Below are 22338 nucleotides of genomic sequence, written 5' to 3' on the forward strand. Positions count from 1 at the left end.
CGCGAAACAGCGTGGAAACGCCGTGCGCACGGGATGCTTCCAGTATCGGCTGCCCGGCCCGCGAACTCCTACACTGGACGGTGTCGGTCACATGAAAGGAGCATAACTATGAGCATTATCGTGTGGATCATCATCGGCGGCCTGGCCGGCTGGGTCGCGGGCATGATCATGAAGGAGCAGGGCAGCTTGGTGAAGAACATCATCGTGGGCATCGTGGGCGCGCTCATCGGCGGGTTCATCATGAGCTTCTTCGGGGCCGAGGGCTTCACCGGGTTCAACCTATGGTCGTTCGTGGTGGCGTTGCTCGGGTCGGTGGTGCTGCTGGCCATCATCAACTTCGTCACCAAGAAGAGCGCCTAGGCGAACCGGAGGAGGCCCCGCTGCTTTGGCTTGCGGCGCCTCCTCCGGCTTAGTGGCTACGGCAGCGCTATCTCCGTGCCGCCGATGGTGACGGAGGCCACGTCGTCGGTGTTCAAGAACTCTTCGAACACTATGTTCTTATGGCAGGCGGTCGTGCTGCCGTTCTCGCGGGTTCCCCCGCTGTGCTTCGAGGCATCGATTTCGAGAACCGTCCCGTCCTTCATGTTCACCGTGATGGACGGGTTGAGGAAGCGGTCGACCTCGCTGCCGTTGTGCTCGGACAGGCGCCCGGATCCTTGCTCGAGCCAGTCCATGGCGCCGTCGGCCGTGTACTCGAGCGTGAGCGCGATCGGCGAGATGCTGGCGCTGTCCAGCGTGGCGCCCATGCCGTTCAGCTCGAACGGCTGCCCGGCCGGCAGGTCGACGGAGGTGTCCTCGTAGTCCACGACGAACTTCATGTCCCAGGTGCCTTCGGCGACGGCCTCGCGCCCGCCGTCGCCGTACCGGTACAGGTTCTGGAAGCTCGCGCGCGCCGTATGCCCGATGATGCTGCCGCCGGTCGAGGTGACGGACATCTGCTCCACGTACTGGATGACGTTGTCGGAAGGGTCGGCATCGTAGAAGTGGCTGCTTCCGCCGCTTGTCGTCACCCCGTCGACGTGGACTCCGGCCGCCTCTCCGAACCCGAGGGGCAGCGCACCGTTGTCCAGGGCCTCGACGCCCTCGAACGGCGTGCCGTCGTCCTTGGCGATGCTGAACACGATGGTGTAGTTCGCCCGGTCGCCGATGATGGCCTCGGCCGTGACGGTGACGCCGTTCGACGTGGCGCTCGCGCCGAGGGGGCGCCCTATCTTGCCCACGACCTCGGTCTGGGCGGGTGGGCCGCCGAACAGGTCGTCCATGACGTTGCCCACGCCCATGAGCGCGCCGGAGGCGTACGCACCCCCTGCCAGGCCTACTGCCAGAACCACCGTGGCCGCCGCTGCCGCCGCGAAGCGCCAGCGCCGCTTGCCGCCGCGCGCTGCGTGCACATCCGGTTGCGGGCGCACCGCCCGCGCCTGCTCCTGCGCCGCAGCCAGGCGCGCCGCCATGCGCTCCTTCGCGGCGGGCGAGAATCTCAGGTCGTCCATGGCCTCGTTATACTCCCTGTCCACAATAGGCTCCTTCCAACATAGTGCGGAGCTTGCCGCGGCCGCGGCTCAGATGGGCGCTGACGGCCGACTCGCTCCGTCCGGTGAGCTCCGAGATCTCCCGGATCGAGTACCCTTCGTAATAATGGAGGTAGATGGCCTCGCGGTACTTCGCCGGCAGCGCCATGACGGCGTCCACGACCCCGCTGTCGGGCTCGTCGGGGACTGCGGCATCGGGCGCCGCCTCCAGCCCAACCGTGTGCCTCCTGAACCCGCTGCGCAGCGCGTCCTTGCAGGCGTTCGCCGTCGTGCGGACGACCCAGGCCTTCTCGTGCTCGGGTCCCTCGAACCTCGTGCGGGCCCCCATGAGCTTGAGCAGCACCGTCTGGCAGACGTCCTCCGCGTCGTGCGTGGACTTCAGGTAGGTGTAGCTCAGCCGCAGTATGAGGTCCGCGTAGGCCTCGACCAGCCGCTCGGCCTCCACCTCGCTTGCTCTTCTTGTCCCCATCCGTGGCTTTTCCCTCTCTTGCCCGGCTGCCGCCGGGGATGTTCGAGCAACGTCGCTTCACCTTCAATACGATCCAGGGACGGCTTTCCTGACAGCATAGCGCGAATTTTCGGAAAAACCGGGGGAGCGCCCGTCGCGTTCCCGTCAACCGGCCGGCTGGCAAGCAGGGCCTCGCAAGCGCCCGCATTTGCCCGCACGGGCGGGCTTGCCGCCGCTTCCGGGCTCCCGTATACTGGCCTCTGTTCGGGATGACCCGAGCCGGCGCGGCGTCGAGCCCCGAGAGGGAAGCTCCGCCGCCTGTCCAGTCTGCCGGGACAACCCGGGAAATTCCGCGATCGAGAAAACCGCACCGTCCGCGAGGCGGGCAGGGCTCGAGGTCGCCTGCGTTCATGCAACGGGGTAGCACGATGGAGGAGAAGAAGGGAACGCCGCGAGGCGGGGGAGAGGGCGCCTCCCGCGTCGGCGGCGAAGCCGAGGATACGTCGCTGTCGGCCCAAATAGCCGCCCAGGAGCCGTTCGAGCGCCGCCCGGTGCTCGACACCGGCGACCTCGAGGTGGCCGTGCCCGTCGCGCGCACGGACCAGCAGCGCGCCGGCGACGCGAAGATCGACCGCATGGGCACCGCCAGCACGCTCAAGCTGCTGCTGGAATTCTCCATCCCGGCCGTGTTCGGCGTGCTCGTGCAGACGCTCTACAACGTCATCGACGCCGTGTACGTGGGCGCCGCGGTGGGGGAGAACGGCCTGGCGGCCACGACGGTGGCGAACCCCGCCATGACGTTCATGGTGGCCGTGGCCATGCTCGTGGGCGTGGGCGGCAACGCGCTCGCGGCCATCAAGCTGGGCGAGCGGAAGAAGCGCGTGGCCGAGCGCGTGCTGGGCAACAGCTTCGTGCTGCTCGTGGGCGCGGGCGTCGTCGCCTGGATCGTCGGCCTCGCGGCGCTCGACCCCATCCTGCGCGCCTCGGGCGCCGACGACGCGGTGCTGCCGCACGCGCGCGCCTTCATGACGGTCATCATCGCGGGCTGTCCCTTGCAGTTCGTGGCGTTCGGCATGAACAACTTCATCCGCACGGCGGGCCACCCCAACCGCGCGCTCGGCTCCATGCTCGTGGGCACGGGCGCGAACATCGTGCTCGGCTACCTGTTCATCATCGTGCTCGACGGCGGCATGACGGGCGCGGGGCTCGCCACCGTATGCTCGTGGGCGCTCTCGGCCGCCTTCGTCATGCAGTTCTTCCTGAAGAAGGGCTCGCCCATGCCGCTGCGCCGCGAGGCCCTCGGCATCAAGTGGCGCGTGGCGCTGCGCATCTGCGCGCTCGGCGTGGCCCCCTCGGTCATGGAGCTGGGCTTCGCGGTGTCGAACATGATCATGAACAACCTGCTGCTGTCCTACGGCGCCTCCGACCCCCTCGGCTCGGACGGCGCGCTCGCGGTCATGCGCGTGCTCTCGGCCGTGGGCATGTTCACCATCATGCCGTCCATGGGCATCGCCATGGGCGCGCAGCCCATCATCGGCTACAACTACGGCGCGCGGAAGTTCGGGCGCATGAAGCGCACGCTGGGGCAGGGCATCCTCCTGGGCATCGCCATCACCACGCCCCTGTGGCTCACCGTGCTCTTCCTGCCCGATATGTACGCGCACCTGTTCAGCCTGCCGGAGGCCTACCTGGACGCCACGGCGTGGGCGCTCATCGCCTACCTCGTGTTCATACCCATCCTTCCCGTGGCGCTCATCGGGTCGAACTACTTCGACGCCACCGGGCAGGCGCTCAAGGCGACGCTGCTCACGCTCACGCGCCAGATACTGTTCTTCATCCCGCTGCTCTTGGCGAGCCCCCACGTACTGCCGCTCGTGCTTCCCTGGACGCCGCTGCAGAGCCTGTTCTTCGCGCCCTCGATCTCGGACATCACGTCCACGCTGCTCGTGGTGGCCTTCCTGGCGGCGGAGTGGCGCCGCCTGCGCAAGCTGGAGGCGCGCGAGGCCCTTGAAGCGCCCGTAGCCTCCTAAGGGAGCCTCCGCCCGCCGCAGCTCCCTTGCCGCCCGCCGCCGCGCGCGTCCGCAGGGATGGGCGATACCGCCGGTTGGCGGTGCGGCCGCGTCTGCGCTCGACGCGGAGCCTAGCATGGTGCGCAAGGCTACCGAGGAGCACGAAGGAGGAGCGCACCATGAAGATCGAGGCCGCCGTTACCCACGGCATGGGCGAGGAATTCGAGATCGGGGAAGTCGAGCTGGCAGAACCCCGCTCCAACGAGGTTCTGGTGAGGGTGGTGGCGACGGGCGTCTGCCATACGGATGCCGTCGCCCGGGACAACGGCATCGTGCCCTATCCGATCGTCCTCGGGCACGAGGGGGCCGGCATCGTCGAGCGGGCGGGCGCGAACGTGAAGACGGTCGGGCCGGGAGACCACGTGGTGCTCTCGTACTCCTCGTGCGGCCATTGCGAGAACTGCCTGTCCGCCCATCCCCCCACGTGCGAGAAGATGAACGACCTGAATTTCGGCTCCGAGGGCATCGAGCGCCTGGAGCAGGACGGGAGGCCGGTGGCCACGTTCTTCGGGCAGTCCTCGTTCGCCACCTACGCCGTCGCCGACGAGCGCAACGTGGTGAAGGTCCCCGACAACGTGGAGCTGGAGCTGCTCGGCCCTCTGGGTTGCGGCATCCAGACGGGCAGCGGGACGGTGCTCGTCCGCCTCAAGCCCTCGTTCGGCTCCACGATCGCCGTGTACGGTTGCGGCGCGGTGGGGCTTAGCGCCGTCATGGCGGCGAAGATCGCGGGATGCAGGACCGTCATCGCGGTCGACGTGCACGAGAGGCGCCTCGAGCTGGCGCGCGAGCTGGGCGCCGACTACGCGCTCAACGGCAGCGAGGTGGACGTGGTGGAGGAGGTCAGGAAGGCGACAGGCTCGTCGGGTACCCATTTCGCGGTCGAGACGACCGGCGTCCCCGCGGTCGTCCACCAGAGCCTGGCGGCGCTGCGCCCGCTGGGCACGGTGGCCATCGTGGGCATCACGCCCGAGATGACCGTCGATATGTTCGGCGAGGTCATGGCCGAGGGGAAAACGGTGACGGGCGTCATAGAGGGCGACACCGTGCCCCAGCTGTTCATCCCCGAGCTGGTAGAGTACTACCGCCAGGGCCGCTTCCCCTTCGACAAGCTGGTGGAGTTCTATGACTTCGAGAACATCAACCAGGCGTTCGAGGATTCCCGAACCGGCAAGACCATCAAATCGGTCGTCAAGATGAGGTAGGGTCCGGCCGAAAGCATGCCCGAAAGCGCGCCCCGCATGCCATGCGGGGCGTTTCTGCGTGCCGGGGAGGGCGGGCGCGCGCATTGCGCCGCCCTGCGGTATACGGCCTGTTGAAAAGCCGTTACCGCCGTTAAAAACCGCTCGCGACGGCAAACCTGCCACTGCCCGGCGATACGAATACCCAATGCATCCATAATACAACCGTGGCGCTCTCCTTTCGCCGGATAATACGCTCCGATGGGGAAGCGCTGGGGCCGGGGATGCCCAGGTTTGCTAAAGTTCGGTCATCGCTTGCACGGGGGTTCAGGTTTCCCTGCCGCATTCTGCAAGCTTTCCATCAACCGACACAAGTGAAGGGATACGACGTGGCTCTGCTCGGGTTCTTAATCCTTTTCCCGCTGGTCGTTGCCGCCGTGCTTTTGGTCGTGCGCAACAACCGGGCGAGAAGCGCGATTGTGGGCGCCTCGGCGCTCGTCATCGGCCTGGCCTCCATCTGGTTGGTGGCCACCTACCTGGGGGCTCCCTGGGTAACGTTCGACTTCGAATCGCCCCTCATCGACTACGCCAGCACGGCGGTGAGCGTGCTCGTGGCGGCTGCTATCCTGTATTACGGCATCCGCTACAAGAACGTGCTCGCCTGCGTGCTCGCCGTGATCCAGGTGGTGGGCTCGCTCGTGTTCGAGTTCGGCTTCGCCCACTCCATCGACGTGACCGAGGCGCTGTACCTCGACTCGCTGTCGCTGCTCATGGCGTTCATCATCGGCGTCATCGGCTCCGGCATCTGCGTGTACGCGCTCGGCTACATGGAGGACTTCCAGGCCCACGAGCCGGAGGGGGCCAAGGACCGCCGCCCCGTGTTCTTCGCGCTCATGTTCGTGTTCCTGTCCGCCATGTTCCTGATCGTGTTCTCGAACAACATGGTGTGGATGTTCACGGGCTGGGAGGTCACGACGGTCTGCTCGTTCCTCCTCATCGCCTACACGCGCACCGAGGAGGCCATCAAGAACGCCTTCCGCCAGATCATCATGAACCTGCTGGGCGGCCTCGGCTTCCTGGCGGCGCTCTACCTGAGCGCCATCCAGCTGGGCACGCTGTCGTTCCTCGAGTTCCTGCAGATCGGCGTCCAGAACCCGGCGCTCGTGGTGCTGCCGGTGTGCGCGCTGGCGTTCGCGGGCCTCACGAAGGCCGCGCAGATGCCGTTCCACACGTGGCTGCTCGGCGCCATGGTGGCGCCCACGCCCACCTCGGCGCTGCTCCACTCGTCCACCATGGTCAAGGCCGGCGTGTTCCTGCTGGTGAAGCTGGCGCCCGTGTTCCTGGTGTGCCCCGTGCCGTCGGTGATGGTCGTGCTCGTGGGCGGCATCACGTTCGCGCTGTGCTCGTTCATGGCCATCTCGCAGAGCAACGCCAAGCGCGTGCTCGCGTACTCCACGATCGCGAACCTCGGCCTCATCACGGCCTGCGCGGGCGTCGGAACCCCGGAGGCCGTCTGGGCCGCCGCGTTCCTCATCCTGTTCCATGCCATCGCGAAGTCGCTGCTGTTCCTGTGCGTCGGCACGGCCGAGCACCACATCGGCAGCCGCGATATCGAGGATATGGACCTTCTGTTCGATCGCATGCCGCGGCTTGCACGCTTCATGATGCTGGGTATCATGTGCATGTTCATCGCACCGTTCGGCATGCTGGTGGCGAAGTGGGCCACGCTCGTTTCGTTCGTGGACACGGGCCAGGTCGCCCTCATCCTGCTCCTGGCCTTCGGCTCGGCCGCCACGTTCATGTTCTGGGCCAAGTGGCTGGGCAAGCTCTCCGGCATCGCCGGCCGGCCCGAGAACGTGGAGGTGACCGTGCACAAGAGCGAGTGGACCGCCATCGTCATCATGGCCGTGCTCGTGGTCGTGGGCTGCGTGTGCCTGCCCATCATCTCGCAGCTTGTCGTCGAGCCCTACGTGTACAGCGTGTTCGGCGTGCTCGGCCAGGACATCGCCTCCACGAACCTGTGGATCGCCTCCATCGCCGCAGCGCTTATCGCCATCGTGCTGTTCGCGGGACTCGGGCGCGGCAAGGCCAAGAAGGCCGAGGTGTACCTCGCTGGCGTGAGCGCCGACAACGAGGCGCGCGTCTACCGCAACTCGCTGTCGGGCGAGTCGGCCGCCACGTCCCGCAACATGTACCTGGACGGCATCTTCGGGGAGAAGCGCATCAACCCCGTGGGAACGGTGGCCTGCGCCCTCGTCATCATCGTCGCGTTCGGTTTCTCGGCTGTCACGCTGCCGGGCCTGTTCTAGGAAAGGGTGTGATCTGAAATGTCCCTGCTCTTCGCTCTCATCGGCACCCTCGCCTTCGCCATCGCGGCACCGGTGCTGGGCTGCCTCCTGGCCGGCCTCGACCGCAAGATCACGGCGCGCATGCAGGGCCGCGTGGGCCCGCCGCTGCTGCAGCCGTACTACGATGTGCGCAAGCTCATCGAGAAGGACAACGTCTCCGTCAACTCCAGCGAGGGAACCTACATCACGTGCGCGCTCGTGTTCACGCTGCTGGCTGGAGGCATCTTCTACTCGGGCGGCAACCTGCTCATGAGCGTGTTCGTCATCACGCTCGCGGGCCTGTTCTTCATCATCGCCGCGTACTCCACGCGCAGCCCCTACGCGGAGCTCGGCGCGAACCGCGAGACGCTGCAGGTCATGTCCTACGAACCCATGGTGCTGTTCATGGCCGTGGCGTTCTACATGGCTGCCGGCACGTTCGACTCGGCGGGCGTCTTCGCCCTCGACGCGCCCGTGGTCACGAGCATCTGGCTCGTGTTCCTGGGCCTGCTGTTCGTGCTCACCATCAAGCTGCGCAAGTCGCCGTTCGACCTTTCGTACTCCCACCACGCCCACCAGGAGCTCGTCAAGGGCATCACCACCGAGATGAGCGGCAAGACGCTCGCGAAGGTGGAGATCATGCACTGGTGCGAGAACGTGCTGTTCCTGGGTTGGGTCGGCCTGTTCTTCGTGTGGGGCAACCCGCTCTCCATCGTGCTGGCCATCGCCGTGGTCGCGCTCGTGTACTTCCTGGAGATCTGGATCGACAACAACTTCGCCCGCGTGAAATGGCAGGCCATGCTCTCGTCGGCCTGGGCCGTGGCGTTCGTGGCGGGCTTCGTCAACATCGCCGTCCTGGCGTACCTGTAAGGAGGCGCGGAACCAATGACGTTCGCAACGAAATCACCGTGGGTCATCCACTACGACGGCTCGAGCTGCAACGGCTGCGACATCGAGGTGCTGGCGGCGCTGTGCCCCGGCTACGACGTGGAGCGCTTCGGCATCATCAACACGGGCAACCCCAAGCACGCCGACATCTTCCTGGTCACCGGCAGCGTGAACGAGCGCAACATCAAGGTGGTGCAGGAGATCTACAACCAGATGGTCGAGCCCAAGGTCGTCATCGCGTGCGGCATCTGCGCGTGCTCGGCCGGCATCTTCCACGACTGCTACAACGTGATAGGCGGCGTGGACCAGGCCATACCCGTTGACGTGTACGCGCCCGGCTGCGCCGTGCGCCCCGAGGCCATCATCGACGCGGTCGTGCAGGGCCTTGGCATACTGGAAGAGAAATCGAAGGCCCTGCAGGCTCAGAAGAAGGGAGCGTGACATGGCGCTTGAGACGACGTTCGTCCCGCTGACCGTCGAGGAGCTGCCGGCACTGGCGGCCGCCAAGAAGGACGGCGGCTGGCGGTTCGTGCAGCTGCTCGCCGTGAACACCGAGGACGGCATCGACCTGGTCTACTCGTTCATGAAGGACAACCTGCTGGAGAACCACGAGATCAAGGGCGTCCAGAAGGGCACGACGGTGCCCAGCATCACCGACCGGTTCCTCGAGGCGTTCGTGTTCGAGAACGAGACGCACGACCTGTTCGGCGTGGACGTGCAGGGCATCGCCATCGACTTCGGCGGCAACTTCTACGCGCTGGCGCAGAAAGAGCCCATGACCATCATATCGCCGGAGCAGAAGGCCGCGCGCGAGAAGGCCAAGAAGGTGGCCGCCGCCAAGGCTGCGAAGGAGAAGGCCGCCAAGGCGGCCGCGGCGAACGCCGCCTACGTGGAGACGCACCCCGACGCCGCCCCCGCCCCCGGCGAGCGCGGCTACATCGCGCCGCCCGAGGACGACGATCTGGAGACGAAGCTGGCCGGCATGGACCCCGAGAAGGTCGCCCGCGTGCGCGCGGCCATCGCCGCGAAGGCCAAGAAGGCGGCCGCCGAGGCCGGGAAGGAAGGTGAGTAGCATGGGGAAGGCGACTGTCATCCCGTTCGGCCCGCAGCACCCAGTGCTGCCCGAGCCCCTGCACCTCGACCTGGTGGTGGAGGACGAGACCGTCATCGAGGCGGTGCCGCAGATCGGCTTCATCCACCGCGGGCTCGAGAAGCTCGTCGAGACGCGCGACTACAACCAGTTCATCTACGTGGCCGAGCGCATCTGCGGCATCTGCGCCTTCGGCCACTCCATGGGCTACGCCGAGACGGTGGAGAAGCTCATGGGCGTGGAGATCCCCGAGCGCGCCGAGTACCTGCGCGTCATCTGGCACGAGCTGTCCCGCGTCCACTCCCACGTGCTGTGGATGGGCCTGGCCGCCGACGCGTTCGGCTACGAGAGCCTGTTCATGCACTGCTGGCGCCTGCGCGAGCGGGTGCTCGACATCTTCGAGAAGACCACCGGCGGGCGCGTCATCTTCTCGGTGGTGAAGGTGGGCGGCGTCGTGCGCGACATCGACGAGGGCATGCTCGCCGAGATGAAGCGCGTGCTGGACGGCATAAAGGACGACTACCGCCAGCTGTGCAACGCGTTCCTCAAGGACACCTCGGTCAAGAACCGCACCGTGGGCATCGGCTACATCAGCCCGGAAGACGCGTTCTCCCTGAGCATGGTGGGCCCCTTCGCCCGCGCGTCCAACGTGAACAACGACGTGCGCTGCCTGGGCAACGGCGGCTACGGCAAGCTCGCCGACTTCCAGCCCGTGCTCGACACCCAGGGCGACTGCTACGCCCGCGTGAAGGTGCGCGCGCTGGAGGTGCTGCAGTCCATCGACATCATCGAGGAGATGATCGCGAAGATCCCCGCCGGCGACATCGCGGTGGACGTGAAGGGCTCGCCCGCGCCGGGGGCCGAGGCGGCCAACCTGGTGGAGCAGCCGCGCGGCGAGTGCTACTACTACGCGCGCGGCAACGGGTCGAAGTACCTGGAGCGCATGCGCATGCGCACGCCCACGTCGCAGAACCTGGCCGGCATGGCCACGGCGCTGGCCGGATGCGACCTGGCCGACGTCAACATGATCGTGCTGACCATCGACCCCTGCATCAGCTGCACGGAAAGGTAGGCGGGAATGGGATCGTTCAAACTGGGAAAGATGACGCTGAAGTCGCTGTTCGGCAAGCCGGAGACCATCCAGTACCCTGCCGAGCAGAAGACGCCTCCGCCGGGCCTCAAGGGCCACGTGACCAACAACGTGGACGCGTGCATCCTGTGCGGCATCTGCATGAAGCGCTGCCCCTGCGACGCCATCACGGTGGACAAGCCGGCCCGCACGTGGTCCATCAACCGCTTCCGCTGCGTGCAATGCGGCACGTGCGTGCGCGAGTGCCCGAAGCAGTGCCTGGCCATGGAGCCCACCTACACGCCTCCCGCCACCGAGAAGCGCTCCGACGTGTTCGAGGTGCCCGAGCACGCGAAGGCGGCTGCGGGGCAGTCTTAAAAAACTGCGAAGGATGCGTGGGCGCGCCGGCGGGCGCGTGCAAAACTGCTAGAATAAACGCCGATAGGCAAGGGACCGGGCTTCGAGCCCGGTCTTTGCGTGGGGAGGCTGCTCGACCTCTTGGCCGGCGGCACCGCGCAGGGCGGACGGCCCATTGGCAGGCGGCGGAAGAAGAGGACGATGGCAGGCAAAGAAGCGCGTGAGACCGGAGGTCGGAAGGGCAGGGAAGAGGCGAGCGACCGCATCTTCACCGTGCCGAACATAATATCGCTCATCCGGCTGTGCCTCGTGCCCATATTCCTCGTGCTGCTGTTCAACGGCTACGACCTTATGGCCACGTTCCTGTTCGCGCTGGCCGCGGGCACGGATTGGGTCGACGGGCAGATCGCCCGGCGCACGCACGCCGTGTCGAGGCTCGGGCAGCTTCTGGACCCGGCCGTCGACCGCATCCTCATGATAGCGGGCGTGGCCGGCCTGTTCCTGGTGGGACGGCTGCCGTTGTGGATCATCCTCGTGGTGCTGATACGCGACCTGGCCCTGCTCGTGGGCGGCGCGGTGCTGCTCAAGCGCTACCGCGTTCGCGTGGCGGTGGTCTACGCGGGCAAGGTGGCCACCACGCTCCTGTTCGTGGGCTTCGCCGGCCTGCTGCTGAACTGGCCGCTGCTAAACGGCCTCGGCGTGGTGGACGCCGCCTGGCTGCCGGGCCTCGCGGCGGGCCCGTACTCGTGGGGCATCTGGTTCGTGTACGCGGGGCTCGTGCTCGCGCTCCTCACCACGGTCTACTACGCCCTTTCCGCGCTCGCGAAGGTGCGCGCCGCCAAGCGCGAAGCCGCATCCGCCCAGCCGGAGCGACGGTAGCCGATGATGGGAAGGACGCCGGGCACGGGCGGCGCGCCGAGGCGCCAGCGCACGGATCCGCAGCCGGCCTCGCGGCCGGGCCGGCGTCCCGCGTCCCGCGCCGCAAAGGGCCCTGCCGCCAGAGCCGGGCGCGCTTCTTCGCCCGCATCGCCCAAGGCGGGAAGGCCCTCTGCCCGCGCATCCCATGCCGCGGCGACCCGCAAGGGCGGCGCATCCCCTGCGCGCGGGCAGGCTTCCCCCTCTTACAACGCCCCCTCGCTCTGGACGAAGGGCGCCCCGAGCAAGCCGCCTGCAGGAGGCCCCGTCCGCCGCGCGCTCGGATTCACGGGGCGGGCGCTGTTGTCCGTGCTCGCGCTCGCCGGGCGCGGGGCAAGCTGGGCCGCGCGCTCCCTCGGCTCGCTGGTGCGTCGCAGCCGCGTGGCGCTGGCCGTGACGGTGCTGGCAGCGGCGCTCGTGGCAGGCGGCGCGGTTGACTTTGGGCTGAACTGGGGAAAGGCCTACGCCGGCGTGAGCATCGGGGAGGTGGACGTGTCCGGCAAGGATGCCGAGGAGATGCGCGCGCTGGTGGAGCAGGCCTACGCCGCGCGCCTCGCGGCGGGCTCCGCCACCGTCTTCGCGAGCGACGACGCCGCAGCGCGGGTCGCCGACGCGGCGGCCCAGGCCGAGGACGAGGCCCTGGCCGAACAGCGCTCCGTGGAGGAGGCGCGGGCGGCCAAGCAGCTGTGGACGGCCGACGCAACCGCGCTCGGAGCCGTGCTGCCCGCCGAGCAGCTGGTGGAGGAGGCGCTCGCGGTGGGGCGCGAGGAGGGCGGGCTGGGCGCGCGCCTCGCGGCGCTCTTCGACGGATGGACCGTCGAGGTGCGGGCCGACTACGATGCGGGCGCGCTGGAGGAGCTGGCCGCCGACATAGACGCGACCATCGGCAGCCCGCGCGTGGACTTCGGTTTGGCCGTGGACGCGGGGCAGGCGCGCGTCACGGAGGGACACGACGGCTCCATGGTCGACCGCGCGGCGTTCGCCCGCGAGCTCGACCGGGCCTACCTTACGAGCCCGGACGGCAGGGGCTCCTTCGTGGCGCGCGCGGAATACGCGCCCCTGCGCATCGACCGCAACGAGGCCCAGGCGGCCTGCGATGCCGTTAACGCCGCCATCGCCGACGGCGCGCGCTTCACCTGGGCGGGCACCTCTTGGGAGGCGACAGCTGCCGACCTGGGAGAATGGGTGGTCGCCACGCCTGTTGAGCACGACGGCGGCTGGGTTCTCGCACCGTCGCTGGACGAGGCGAAGGCGAAGCCCGCCATCCTCGCCCACGTGCAGCAGACGCGCACGGGCGACCCCGTGCACGTGACGTTCGAGCGCGCAGACGACGAGGTGCGCGTGCGCACGGACGGCGCGGGCGAGGTGCCGCTCGCGGCCGAGACGGCGCGGGCGCTCGACGCGGCGCTGTTCGGGGCCGCCGACGGCGCGGGGAGCGACGGCGGCTCCGCGAGCGCGCACCGGCCCGGCCCCGGGCAGCCCGTCGAGGTGGCGGTGGGCAGCGGCACCGCCCCCGAGACGTCCACGTTCGACGAGGCCGTCTCGCTCGGGCTCGTGGCCGAGATATCCTCGTACACGACCGAGTTCACGAGCGGCGCGGGCACCGAGAACCGCAACCACAACATCCGCCTCGTATCCGACCTGCTGAACAACTCCGTGGCCCCGGCAGGCGGCACCTGGTCGTTCAACGGCACGTCGGGCGAATGCAACGCCGAGCGCGGCTTCCTGGGCGCAGGCGCCATCATCGACGGGGAGTACGACGACGCCGTGGGCGGCGGCATCTGCCAGGTGGCCACCACCGTGTTCAACGCGGTGTACGACGCCGGCTACCCCGTGCCCACGCGCCACAACCACTCGCTCTACATCGCCAGCTACCCCGCCGGCCGCGACGCGGCGGTCAGCTGGGACGAGCTCGACCTCGTGTGGAAGAACGACGGCGCTTCCGATGTTTTGATGCGCACCAGCTACACCGACACGTCCGTAACCGTTACACTGTACGGAGTCGATCCGGGCTACCACGTGAGCACCGACGTGGGGGAGTGGACCGAGGGGGAGAAGCACAAGACCAAGACCGAGCGCGACGACTCCATGGCGCCGGGCACGAGCTACGTCAAGACCGCGGGCACCGATGGCAGGAAGATCACGGTGATCCGCACGGTGACTTCCTCCGACGGAAGCATCCTGCACGAGGACCCGTTCTACTCGACGTACGATCCCATCACCGAGGTCGTGGTCGCGGGCCCCGAGACCCAGGAGAAGACGGACGGCGCGGCCGCCGGGGACGACGCCGCGAAGAAGCAGAACGAGGAAAGGTGACCGACCCGTGTACTACCAGCCAGACATCGAAACCATGCCGCGCGAGCAGCTGCGCGAGCTCCAGCTCGAGCGCATGAAGCAAAGCGTCCGCCACGCCTACGACAACGTGGCGTTCTACCAGCAGTCCTTCAACGAGGCGGGCGTCGCCCCCGACGACCTCCAGACCCTCGAGGACTTGGAGCGCCTCCCGTTCGTCGTGAAGCAGGACATGCGAGACGCCTACCCGTTCGGGCTGTTCGCCGTGCCGCAGAAGGACGTAGCGCGCATCCACGCGTCCTCCGGCACCACGGGCCAGGCCACGGTGGTGGGCCACACGGCGTCGGACCTCAAGAACTGGGGCGACTGCTTCGCCCGCGGCATCGCCATGGTAGGCGGCGACGAGAACTCCACCATCCAGGTGTCCTACGGCTACGGCCTGTTCACGGGCGGCCTGGGCGCGCACGCCGGCGGCGAGGCCATGGGCTGCTCGGTCATCCCCACGTCGTCGGGCAACACGCGCCGGCAGGTGCAGATGATGAAGGACTGCGGCACGGACATCCTGGCCTGCACGCCGTCCTACGCCCTCCTCATCGCGGACACCGCCATCGAGATGGGCTACGACCCGGCCACCGAGTTCAAGATCTCGGGCGGCATCTTCGGCGCCGAGCCGGCGTCGGACAACATGCGCGAGGAGATAGCCTCCAAGCTGGGCATCCAGTACTGCGACGTGTACGGCTTGTCCGAGATCATGGGCCCGGGCGTGGCCATGGAGTGCGCGGAACGCGCCGGCCTGCACGTGGCCGAGGACCACTTCTACTGCGAGATCCTGAACCCCGAGACGCTCAAGCCCGTGCCCGACGGCGAGTGGGGCGAGCTCGTCATCACCACGCTCACCCGCGAGTGCTGCCCGCTCGTGCGCTACCGCACGCGCGACGTCACGCGCATCATCTCCGAGCCGTGCGCATGCGGGCGCACGCACCGCAAGATCGACCAGCTGCGCGGCCGCACCGACGACATGCTCATCATCCGCGGCGTGAACGTGTTCCCCTCGCAGATCGAGCAGGTCATCACCGGCTTCCCGGAGATCGCCACGCACTATCAGATCATCCTCACCACGCGCGGCCCGCTCGATCACGTGGAGCTGCAGGTGGAGACGGTGCCCGACTTCCCGATCGACGAGGTGCGCAAGATCGAGGACCTGAAGCGTCGCCTGGGAGCAGAGCTGAAGAGCAACCTGCAGGTGTCGGTGGAGGTCAAGATCGTCGAGCCGAAGACCATTGCCCGCAGCGAGGGCAAAGCGAAGCGCGTCATCGACCAGAGGGAAGGGAAGTAAGCCATGATCGACCAGCTGACCGTGTTCCTGGAGAACGAGAAGGGGCGCCTGGCCGCCGCCTGCCAGACCCTCGCCGACGCGGGCATCAACCTGCATGCGCTGAACCTGGCCGACACGGCCGACTTCGGCGTCGTGCGCCTGCTGTGCGACACGCCCGAGGCGGCGGCCGGCGCGCTCAAGGCCGCCGGCTACCGTGCGGCCGTGACCCCCGTGCTGGGCGTGCGCGTGCCCAACGTGCCGGGCGGCCTGGCCAAGCTGCTTTCCTTCATGGACGAGCAGGAAGCCAACATAGAGTACGGCTATTGTTTTTCCGTGAACGAGAACGTTGCCATTGACGTGCTCAAGGTGGACGGCGATAGTGGGATCGAGGAGAAGCTGAAAGCTGCCGGTTTCGAGCCGGTACGACCCGAAGACATCTATGACCTGGACTAACACGATAAAGCAGACCGTGAAGGCACGGCGCGCGGGCCTGGTGGCTTGCGCGCTCGCCTTCACGCTTGCCTGGGGCGTTGCCGCGCCCGCACCGGCGCTCGCCGATGTGCGCAAGGCCGACGTCGTCTACGGCCAGACGGTGGAGGCGCGCGACCTGTCGGTGGCGCAGTGCCCGAACATCGACGCGGAGTACGCGCTGGTCATGGACGCGGACGGCACCGTCTACTTCGAGCGCAACGCCACCAGCCCCACGCAGATCGCCTCCATCACGAAGGTCATGACGGCCATCGTGGCGCTGGATGCCGTGGCTTCTGGCGCCGTGTCGCTCGATTCGACCGTTACCGTCTCGGCGGCCGCCGCCGCGGTGGGCGAATCGTCGGCAGGGTTGCAGGAGGGCGACGCCATGCCGCTCGAGGTGGCGCTCAAGGCGCTGCTCGTGCCGTCGGGCAACGACGCCGCCGTGGCCATCGCCGAGACGATCGGCGGCAGCGAGGACGCGTTCGTGGCCTCCATGAACGCGAAGGCGGCGGAACTCGGCTGCACCGACACCGTGTTCGAGAACCCGCACGGCTTGGACGACGGCGAGTTCGCCGGCGACCAGCACAGCTGCGCCGCCGACGTGGCGAAGATGGCCCGGTACGCCATGAGGAACGAGACGTTCCGCACCATCGTCGGCGGCGGCGACACGGGCATCGTGGTGGATCGCGCGGACGGCACGAGGGCCACCATCGAGCTGGAGTCCACCGACGAGCTCATGGACTACTACGACAAGGCCATCGGCATCAAGACCGGCTTCACGGCGCTCGCAGGCCCCTCGTTCGCCGGCGCGGCGAGCAACGGCGAGCTGGAGCTCTACGCCATCGTCATCCACTCGACGTCCGAGGCGCAGCGCTTCAACGACGCCGAGACGCTGTTCGAGTGGGTCTACGGGCACGAGATGGACTATCCGCTGGCCAACAGTGCCCAGACGACCTCCATGACGGCGGGTGGCCAGACGTCCGAAGTGCCCGTGGTGGCCGAGGTGCCGCACACGGAATGGATCGACAAGACCGTGAAGGCCACGCTCTCCGACCCCGAGGCGTCGGTGCGCATATTCGACCTGAACGGCAACGTGAGCCAGTCGCTCGAGTTCGACGAGGTCAAGGGCGACGTGAAGGCCGGCGACAAGGTGGGTACGATCACGTTCAAGCAGCGCAACGCCACCATCGCCACGCTCGACCTCGTGGCCTGCGAGGACGTGGCGGCGCCCGACGTGTTCCAGGGCATCGGCATCTGGTGGGACCGCCTGTTCAGGGGCCTGTCCGGTCAGCCCCAGACCGCCTCGGCCGTCACGCTGAACGAGACGCCGCTCGTCGTAGACAAGACCGCCGTCGCCGGCTAGGCGGCGCGCCCGATAGAAGGAGCCGCACATGACCGAGAGATGCCCCGTATGCAACAACGAGCTGGCGCCCGACGACGCTGCGTGCCCGCATTGCGGCTTCAAGCTGCTCGGCTCCACGCAGCGCTTCGCCCCCGTGGCGCTGCCCGACGAGTCGTTCTCGCCCGAGGCCAAGCCCGCCGCGGCGGCAGCCCTGCGCGTCGTGCGCGGCCCGCAGACCGGCGTGGTCATCCAGCTGGGCGACGCGCCGCAGACCATCGGTCGCAGTCCCCAGCGCGACGTGTTCCTGAACGACATGACCGTGTCGCGCGAGCACGCGCTCATCGAGCCGTGCGAGGGCGGCTACGCCATCCATGACACGAATTCCTTCAACGGCGTGTGGGTGAACAACGACAGCGTGGACGCCCCGCGCAAGCTGTGCAATGGCGACGTGATCCAGATAGGCGCGTTCTGCCTGCTGTACCAGGAGGAATAGGGGAGCGTCCGTAATCATGACTAAATGGCTAATGTACGAGATCGGAGGCTGTGGCACGATCTCCGCGCATTGCGCGCTGCCGTGACTTCCGCGACCTGGTGCTTTCCCGATGTTGTCCGTGCGGAGGCGTGGGAAACGTGCCATAGGCTCCGATTTCGTCCCGGAGGTAGCGTTTCCTCGAAGCGAACGAGTCGAGGGGCCCTCGCCGCTGTTCCCGGAAGCTCCTGCGGACGTGCCACTCTCGTGCGGCGCCCGCCGATGCGCCCCCTTCCGCGGATTTCCTCCGCCTACGACGGTTGAGCGGGCCGCTCGGCATTCGTTGCCGTATAATTCGCCATGGTAATCTCAAGCGGGGGAAGGTCGCTTATGGAATTGATGTCAGGAAACGAAGCCATCGCCCAGGGGGCATGGGAGGCCGGCGCGCACATCGGCGTCGCCTATCCCGGCACGCCCTCGACCGAGACGCTCGAGGCGTTCGCCAAGAAGGACGGCGTGTACGCCGAGTGGTGCGTGAACGAGAAGGTGGCCGTCGAGGTGGGGGTGGGAGCCTCCGCCGCGGGCGCGCGCGTGCTGTCCACCATGAAGCACGTGGGCGTGAACGTGGCGGCCGACCCGCTGTTCACCGCCGCCTACACGGGCGTGGGGGGCGGCCTGGTGGTTCTGGCCGCCGACGACCCCGGCATGTACTCGTCGCAGAACGAGCAGGACTCGCACCACTACGCCCGCGCGGCGCACATCCCCATGCTCGATCCCGCCGACTCCGCCGAGGCGCTGCGCTTCACGCGCGAGGCCTACGAGCTGTCCGAGCGCTTCGACGTGCCGGTGTTCATCCGCTCCACGGTGCGCGTGTCGCACACGAAGACGCCGGTGGAGCCCGGTCCGCGCGCCCAGGCAGCGCTCAAGCCCTACGAGAAGGACGCGGCGAAGTGGGTCATGATGCCCGCCTTCGCCAAACCGCGCCGCCGCGACCAGCTGGCGCGCGTCGAGGCGCTGCGCGCGTGGGCCGAGACGTGCCCCTACAACGAGGTCGTGCGCCGCGGCGACGCCGTGGGCGTCGTGTGCGCGGGCGCCGTGTACCAGCATGTGGTCGAGGCGCTGCCGGACGCGTCGGTTTTCAAGCTGGGCTGCACCTGGCCGCTGCCCGCCGAGGCGCTGCGCGCCTTCGCCGCGAGCGTTGAGGCGCTCTACGTGGTGGAGGAGGCGTCCGAGTACCTGACCGAAAGCGTGCGCGCGCTGGGTATCGAGGCAGCCCCGTTCGCGCATCCGCTGCCGGCCGACGGCGAGCTCACGCCCGGGCTCGTCCGCGCCGCCTTCGGGCTCGCGGAGCCCCCGCACGCCCCGACGCCCGAGGGCCTTCCCGGCCGCCCGCCGGCGCTCTGCCCCGGCTGCCCGCACCGCCTGGTGTTCAAGGAGCTCACGCGCCTCAAGGCCATCGTCACCGGCGACATCGGCTGCTACACGCTGGGCGCGCTGCCGCCGCTGTCCGCCATGGACACGTGCGTGGACATGGGCGCGTCGGTGTCGATGGCGCACGGCTTCGAGCTGGCGCTGGCGGGGACGGAGCATCGCCCGGTGGTGGCCGTCATCGGGGACTCCACGTTCGCGCATTCGGGCCTGTCGTCGCTCATCTCCACCGTGTACAACCGCGGCGGGGGCACGGTGTGCGTGCTCGACAACCGCACGACGGCCATGACGGGCCGCCAAGGCAACCCCTTCAACGGCGAGACGCTGCAGAAGCGCCCGAGCCGCGAGCTGGACCTGGAGGGCGTCGTGCGCGCGCTGGGCGTGGAGGACGTGCGCACCGTCGACCCGCACGATGCGCGTGCCGTGCGCGCGGCGCTCAAGGACGCCACGGGCACCGACGAGCTGTCCGTGCTCGTGTTCCGCGCGCCCTGCGTGCTGCTCGACCGCACGCGCAAGCCGGCCTTCCTGGTCACGGGGGCCTGCACGGCGTGCGGCGTGTGCCCGACGCTCGGCTGCCCGGCCATCGCCAAGGATGCCGGAACGGGCTGCGCCAGCATCGATCCGGGCCTGTGCATCGGGTGCGGCCAGTGCGCCCAGTACTGCGCCTTCAACGCTATCGAGCAGCCGGAAGGGGGCTCCCATGAGTAACGAGAACGCGACCACCGTGCTGCTCTGCGGCGTGGGCGGCCAGGGCACCATACTTGCAGCCGACCTTCTGGCCCATGCGGCACTCGAGGCCGGCACCTCGGTGAAGGTGTCGGAGATCCACGGCATGGCCCAGCGCGGCGGCGCCGTGACCACCGTGGTGCGCTTCGGCGACGAGGTGTCCTCCATGGTGTGCGACCCCGGAACGGCCGACTGCGTCGTGTCGTTCGAGACGACCGAGGCGCTGCGCAACCTGTCGTTTTTGGCCGAGGACGGCTACCTGCTGGTGGCCGACGAGGCCATAAAGCCGCTGCCCGTGGCCACGGGGCGCGCCTCCATGCCCGCCCGGGCCCGCGAGACGCTCGCCGACAGGGGAGCCACGCTCATCCCCGCAGGGGAGCTGGCCCGCGAGGCGGGCAGCGCCAAGTCGGTGAACGTCGTGCTGCTGGGCGCGCTGTCCACGCGGCTGCCGTTTGCCGTCGGGGCATGGGAGCGCGTCTTGGCCGACCGCGTGCCGCCCAAGACCGTGGAGGCGAACTTGGCGGCATTCCGCGCCGGTCGCGCGTTCGCCCTGCCAGCCGACGGCGCGGAGGGGGTGCGGGAAGCATGAGCGTTCAGCAGATCAGCGTGTTCCTGGAAAGCCAGCCGGGGCATCTGCGCCGTGTGCTCGACGCGTTCGAGGACGCGCACGTGAGCGTGCGCGGCTACAGCGCCTCCGACACGGGAGACTACGGCATCGTGCGCTTCATCGTGGACGACCCCCTGCGCGCGCTGGACGTGCTCGTGGACATGGGTGCCGCCGCCACGACGACCGATGTGCTGTGCGCGCGCCTGAACGACGAGCCGGGCGAGCTCGCACGGGTCATGGGCGTCATGGCCGACTGCGGCATCAACGTCACGTACAGCTACTCGCTCATATCCACCTATATCGCGCTGTCCGTGAAGGACCTTGCGCGCGCGGAGCAGCTGCTGGCGGGCGAGCCGGTGGAGCTCATCGGTCAGGACGACCTGGCGCGGGCGCTCGGCTCCGACGGCCCCAGCGCCACGGCGTGCACCGAGGGGCGGTGAGCGCCGTGGCAGACCTGACCGCGAAAGGAGCCGCTCTTGCGGCGGCCCGCGCCGGCGACTTCGCCGGCCTGCCCGTCTACGACCGCGCCAGGGAGTGCGCGCCGCGCGAGGAGGTGCGCGCGCTCCAGCTGGAGAAGCTGAAGGCCCAGGTGGCTTGGACCTACGACCGCGTGGCGTGGTACCGCGAGCGCATGGACGCCCTCGGCGTGGCGCCGGGGGACATCCGCTCGCTCGACGACGTGCGCAAGCTGCCGTTCACGGACAAGTCCGTGCTGCGCGACACGTTTCCCTACGGTCTGTTCGCCGTGCCGCTCGACGAGGTAGTGGAGCTGCACGCCTCTTCCGGCACGACCGGCAAGCCCATCGTCGTGGGCTACAACGCGCACGACATGGACGTGTGGAGCGACTGCATCGCGCGCCTGGCGCAGATGGCGGGCGTCGTGCCCGGCGACCGCGTGCAGATGGCGTTCGGCTACGGCATGTTCACCGGAGGTTTCGGCCTGCACTACGGCTGCCAGAAGCTCGGCTGCATGATGATCCCCGCCGGCTCGGGCAACACCGAGCGGCACATCGCCATGATAGGGGACTACGGCACCACGGTGCTCATTGCCACGCCCTCCTACGCCCTGCATATGTGCGAGGTGGGGGAGCGGCTGGGATTCGACTGGAAGGCGTCCACGCTGCGCGTGGGCCTGTTCGGAGGCGAACCGTGCCCGCCGGGCCTCAAGGCCGAGATCGAGGAGCGCATGCACATCGTATGTACCGACAACTACGGCCTGACCGAGGTCATGGGCCCGGGCGTGTCGGGCGAGTGCCTGGCGGCACGCGACATGCAGCATATCGCCGAGGACCATTTCCTGTGGGAGGTCGTGGATCCCGAGACCGGCGAGCCGGTGGGCGAGGGCGAGATGGGCGAGCTCGTGCTCACGCCGCTCGACAAGCAGGCCATCCCCGTGCTGCGCTACCGCACGCACGACCTGACGCGCGTGGTATGCGAGCCTTGCGCCTGCGGCCGCACGAGCGCGCGCATGCAGAAGGTGCGCGCCCGCTGCGACGATATGCTCATCATCCGCGGCACGAACGTGTTCCCGAGCCAGGTGGAGGACGTGCTCTCCGGCATCCGGGGCGTCACGCCGCACTACCGCATCGTCGTGGAGACGGCGAACGGCCTCGACAGGATGACGGTGCACGTGGAGCTGAAGCCCGAGGCTTTCTCGGACTCGTTCGAGGAGATGGAGGGCCTGCGGCGCGCCATAGAGGAGAAGCTCAAGGGCGTGCTCCTGGTGGGCGTGCGCGTGAAGCTGGTGGAGCCGGGCGGCATCGAGCGCACCACCGGCAAGGCCAAGCACGTGGAAGACCTGAGGAAGTAGAGGGCACC

General features: G+C 68.4%; 21 protein-coding genes. 19 read left to right on the forward strand and 2 right to left on the reverse strand.

The annotated features are described in order from the left end of the window. Window positions 1–108: 108 nt before the first annotated feature. Window positions 109–360: a GlsB/YeaQ/YmgE family stress response membrane protein gene (locus LB310_RS12430; protein WP_015538797.1), complete on the forward strand. Its 252-nt coding sequence runs from the start codon at window positions 109–111 to the stop codon at window positions 358–360. 56 nt (window positions 361–416) lie between these two features. Here the strand turns inward: LB310_RS12430 and LB310_RS12435 are convergent, their stop codons facing one another. Together LB310_RS12435 and LB310_RS12440 are read right to left on the reverse strand one after the other, a co-directional pair. Beyond that, window positions 417–1514 (reverse strand): DUF4179 domain-containing protein, encoded by a 1098-nt coding sequence (locus tag LB310_RS12435; protein WP_096228517.1) that lies wholly within the window; start codon window positions 1512–1514, stop codon window positions 417–419. Then, entirely contained in the window at window positions 1498–1998 is a 501-nt protein-coding gene (locus LB310_RS12440; RefSeq protein WP_087189813.1) for an RNA polymerase sigma factor, read from the reverse strand. The genes LB310_RS12435 and LB310_RS12440 overlap by 17 nt, the downstream gene beginning before the upstream one ends. Window positions 1999–2405: 407 nt before the next feature. Between LB310_RS12440 and LB310_RS12445 the strand changes: the two genes are divergently transcribed. The 18 genes from LB310_RS12445 (at window position 2406) to LB310_RS12530 (ending at window position 22330) form a co-directional block, all read left to right on the forward strand. Next, complete coding sequence (locus tag LB310_RS12445; protein WP_191411662.1) at window positions 2406–4007, forward strand: MATE family efflux transporter; 1602 nt, start codon at window positions 2406–2408, stop codon at window positions 4005–4007. Between the two features lie 158 nt (window positions 4008–4165). Continuing rightward, window positions 4166–5248 carry an NAD(P)-dependent alcohol dehydrogenase gene (locus tag LB310_RS12450; protein ID WP_087189812.1) on the forward strand — a complete coding sequence of 361 codons (1083 nt, stop codon included), beginning with the start codon at window positions 4166–4168 and terminating at the stop codon, window positions 5246–5248. A gap of 365 nt (window positions 5249–5613) precedes the next feature. Next, window positions 5614–7533: an NADH-quinone oxidoreductase subunit L gene (locus LB310_RS12455; RefSeq protein ID WP_096228519.1), complete on the forward strand. Its 1920-nt coding sequence runs from the start codon at window positions 5614–5616 to the stop codon at window positions 7531–7533. Window positions 7534–7551: 18 nt separating this feature from the next. Next, window positions 7552–8421, forward strand: a complete 870-nt coding sequence (locus LB310_RS12460; RefSeq protein WP_157010541.1) for a complex I subunit 1 family protein — start codon at window positions 7552–7554, stop codon at window positions 8419–8421. Window positions 8422–8436: 15 nt separating this feature from the next. Next, window positions 8437–8880 carry an NADH-quinone oxidoreductase subunit B family protein gene (locus LB310_RS12465; protein ID WP_087189811.1) on the forward strand — a complete coding sequence of 148 codons (444 nt, stop codon included), beginning with the start codon at window positions 8437–8439 and terminating at the stop codon, window positions 8878–8880. A 1-nt stretch (window position 8881) separates the two neighbouring features. Continuing rightward, window positions 8882–9511 carry an NADH-quinone oxidoreductase subunit C gene (locus tag LB310_RS12470; protein ID WP_087189810.1) on the forward strand — a complete coding sequence of 210 codons (630 nt, stop codon included), beginning with the start codon at window positions 8882–8884 and terminating at the stop codon, window positions 9509–9511. Window position 9512: 1 nt separating this feature from the next. Next, a complete protein-coding gene (locus tag LB310_RS12475; RefSeq protein WP_087189809.1) occupies window positions 9513–10601 on the forward strand; it encodes a nickel-dependent hydrogenase large subunit in 1089 nt (362 codons plus the stop codon). Between the two features lie 6 nt (window positions 10602–10607). Next, a complete protein-coding gene (locus LB310_RS12480) occupies window positions 10608–10976 on the forward strand; it encodes a 4Fe-4S binding protein (protein WP_087189808.1) in 369 nt (122 codons plus the stop codon). A 180-nt stretch (window positions 10977–11156) separates the two neighbouring features. After that, the gene (locus LB310_RS12485) at window positions 11157–11834 is read left to right on the forward strand and encodes a CDP-alcohol phosphatidyltransferase family protein (RefSeq protein ID WP_087189807.1); all 678 of its coding nucleotides are present in this window, start codon (window positions 11157–11159) and stop codon (window positions 11832–11834) included. A gap of 345 nt (window positions 11835–12179) precedes the next feature. Beyond that, window positions 12180–14186: a VanW family protein gene (locus LB310_RS12490; protein ID WP_278806829.1), complete on the forward strand. Its 2007-nt coding sequence runs from the start codon at window positions 12180–12182 to the stop codon at window positions 14184–14186. 7 nt (window positions 14187–14193) lie between these two features. Further along, on the forward strand, window positions 14194–15498 hold the full coding sequence (locus tag LB310_RS12495; RefSeq protein WP_087189806.1) for a phenylacetate--CoA ligase family protein: 1305 nt from the start codon (window positions 14194–14196) through the stop codon (window positions 15496–15498). A gap of 3 nt (window positions 15499–15501) precedes the next feature. Further along, window positions 15502–15930 (forward strand): amino acid-binding protein, encoded by a 429-nt coding sequence (locus tag LB310_RS12500; RefSeq protein WP_087189805.1) that lies wholly within the window; start codon window positions 15502–15504, stop codon window positions 15928–15930. Then, the gene (locus LB310_RS12505; protein WP_087189804.1) at window positions 15917–17311 is read left to right on the forward strand and encodes a D-alanyl-D-alanine carboxypeptidase family protein; all 1395 of its coding nucleotides are present in this window, start codon (window positions 15917–15919) and stop codon (window positions 17309–17311) included. The genes LB310_RS12500 and LB310_RS12505 overlap by 14 nt, the downstream gene beginning before the upstream one ends. 28 nt (window positions 17312–17339) lie before the next feature. Then, on the forward strand, window positions 17340–17783 hold the full coding sequence (locus LB310_RS12510; protein WP_096228525.1) for an FHA domain-containing protein: 444 nt from the start codon (window positions 17340–17342) through the stop codon (window positions 17781–17783). Window positions 17784–18149: 366 nt separating this feature from the next. Continuing rightward, window positions 18150–19895, forward strand: a complete 1746-nt coding sequence (locus LB310_RS12515) for a thiamine pyrophosphate-dependent enzyme (protein ID WP_096228526.1) — start codon at window positions 18150–18152, stop codon at window positions 19893–19895. Further along, a complete protein-coding gene (locus tag LB310_RS12520; RefSeq protein WP_096228527.1) occupies window positions 19888–20502 on the forward strand; it encodes an indolepyruvate oxidoreductase subunit beta in 615 nt (204 codons plus the stop codon). Before LB310_RS12515 ends, LB310_RS12520 begins: the two co-directional genes overlap by 8 nt. Further along, complete coding sequence (locus LB310_RS12525) at window positions 20499–20960, forward strand: amino acid-binding protein (RefSeq protein WP_096228528.1); 462 nt, start codon at window positions 20499–20501, stop codon at window positions 20958–20960. Before LB310_RS12520 ends, LB310_RS12525 begins: the two co-directional genes overlap by 4 nt. Window positions 20961–20965: 5 nt before the next feature. Then, window positions 20966–22330 carry a phenylacetate--CoA ligase family protein gene (locus LB310_RS12530; protein WP_301155122.1) on the forward strand — a complete coding sequence of 455 codons (1365 nt, stop codon included), beginning with the start codon at window positions 20966–20968 and terminating at the stop codon, window positions 22328–22330. Window positions 22331–22338: the final 8 nt, after the last annotated feature.

Source organism: Gordonibacter sp. RACS_AR49 (assembly GCF_030418435.1).
Taxonomy (GTDB): Bacteria; Actinomycetota; Coriobacteriia; order Coriobacteriales; family Eggerthellaceae; genus Gordonibacter; species Gordonibacter urolithinfaciens.

Bases quoted from the DNA above. Each gene is read 5' to 3' on its own strand.
- LB310_RS12520 (WP_096228527.1), top strand. From the start codon at position 19,888: ATGAGTAACGAGAACGCGACCACCGTGCTGCTCTGCGGCGTGGGCGGC.
- LB310_RS12480 (WP_087189808.1), top strand. From the start codon at position 10,608: ATGGGATCGTTCAAACTGGGAAAGATGACGCTGAAGTCGCTGTTCGGC.
- LB310_RS12510 (WP_096228525.1), top strand. From the start codon at position 17,340: ATGACCGAGAGATGCCCCGTATGCAACAACGAGCTGGCGCCCGACGAC.
- LB310_RS12450 (WP_087189812.1), top strand. From the start codon at position 4,166: ATGAAGATCGAGGCCGCCGTTACCCACGGCATGGGCGAGGAATTCGAG.
- LB310_RS12440 (WP_087189813.1), bottom strand. From the start codon at position 1,998: ATGGGGACAAGAAGAGCAAGCGAGGTGGAGGCCGAGCGGCTGGTCGAG.
- LB310_RS12525 (WP_096228528.1), top strand. From the start codon at position 20,499: ATGAGCGTTCAGCAGATCAGCGTGTTCCTGGAAAGCCAGCCGGGGCAT.
- LB310_RS12485 (WP_087189807.1), top strand. From the start codon at position 11,157: ATGGCAGGCAAAGAAGCGCGTGAGACCGGAGGTCGGAAGGGCAGGGAA.
- LB310_RS12460 (WP_157010541.1), top strand. From the start codon at position 7,552: ATGTCCCTGCTCTTCGCTCTCATCGGCACCCTCGCCTTCGCCATCGCG.
- LB310_RS12470 (WP_087189810.1), top strand. From the start codon at position 8,882: ATGGCGCTTGAGACGACGTTCGTCCCGCTGACCGTCGAGGAGCTGCCG.
- LB310_RS12515 (WP_096228526.1), top strand. From the start codon at position 18,150: ATGGAATTGATGTCAGGAAACGAAGCCATCGCCCAGGGGGCATGGGAG.
- LB310_RS12500 (WP_087189805.1), top strand. From the start codon at position 15,502: ATGATCGACCAGCTGACCGTGTTCCTGGAGAACGAGAAGGGGCGCCTG.
- LB310_RS12430 (WP_015538797.1), top strand. From the start codon at position 109: ATGAGCATTATCGTGTGGATCATCATCGGCGGCCTGGCCGGCTGGGTC.
- LB310_RS12445 (WP_191411662.1), top strand. From the start codon at position 2,406: ATGGAGGAGAAGAAGGGAACGCCGCGAGGCGGGGGAGAGGGCGCCTCC.
- LB310_RS12465 (WP_087189811.1), top strand. From the start codon at position 8,437: ATGACGTTCGCAACGAAATCACCGTGGGTCATCCACTACGACGGCTCG.
- LB310_RS12475 (WP_087189809.1), top strand. From the start codon at position 9,513: ATGGGGAAGGCGACTGTCATCCCGTTCGGCCCGCAGCACCCAGTGCTG.
- LB310_RS12505 (WP_087189804.1), top strand. From the start codon at position 15,917: ATGACCTGGACTAACACGATAAAGCAGACCGTGAAGGCACGGCGCGCG.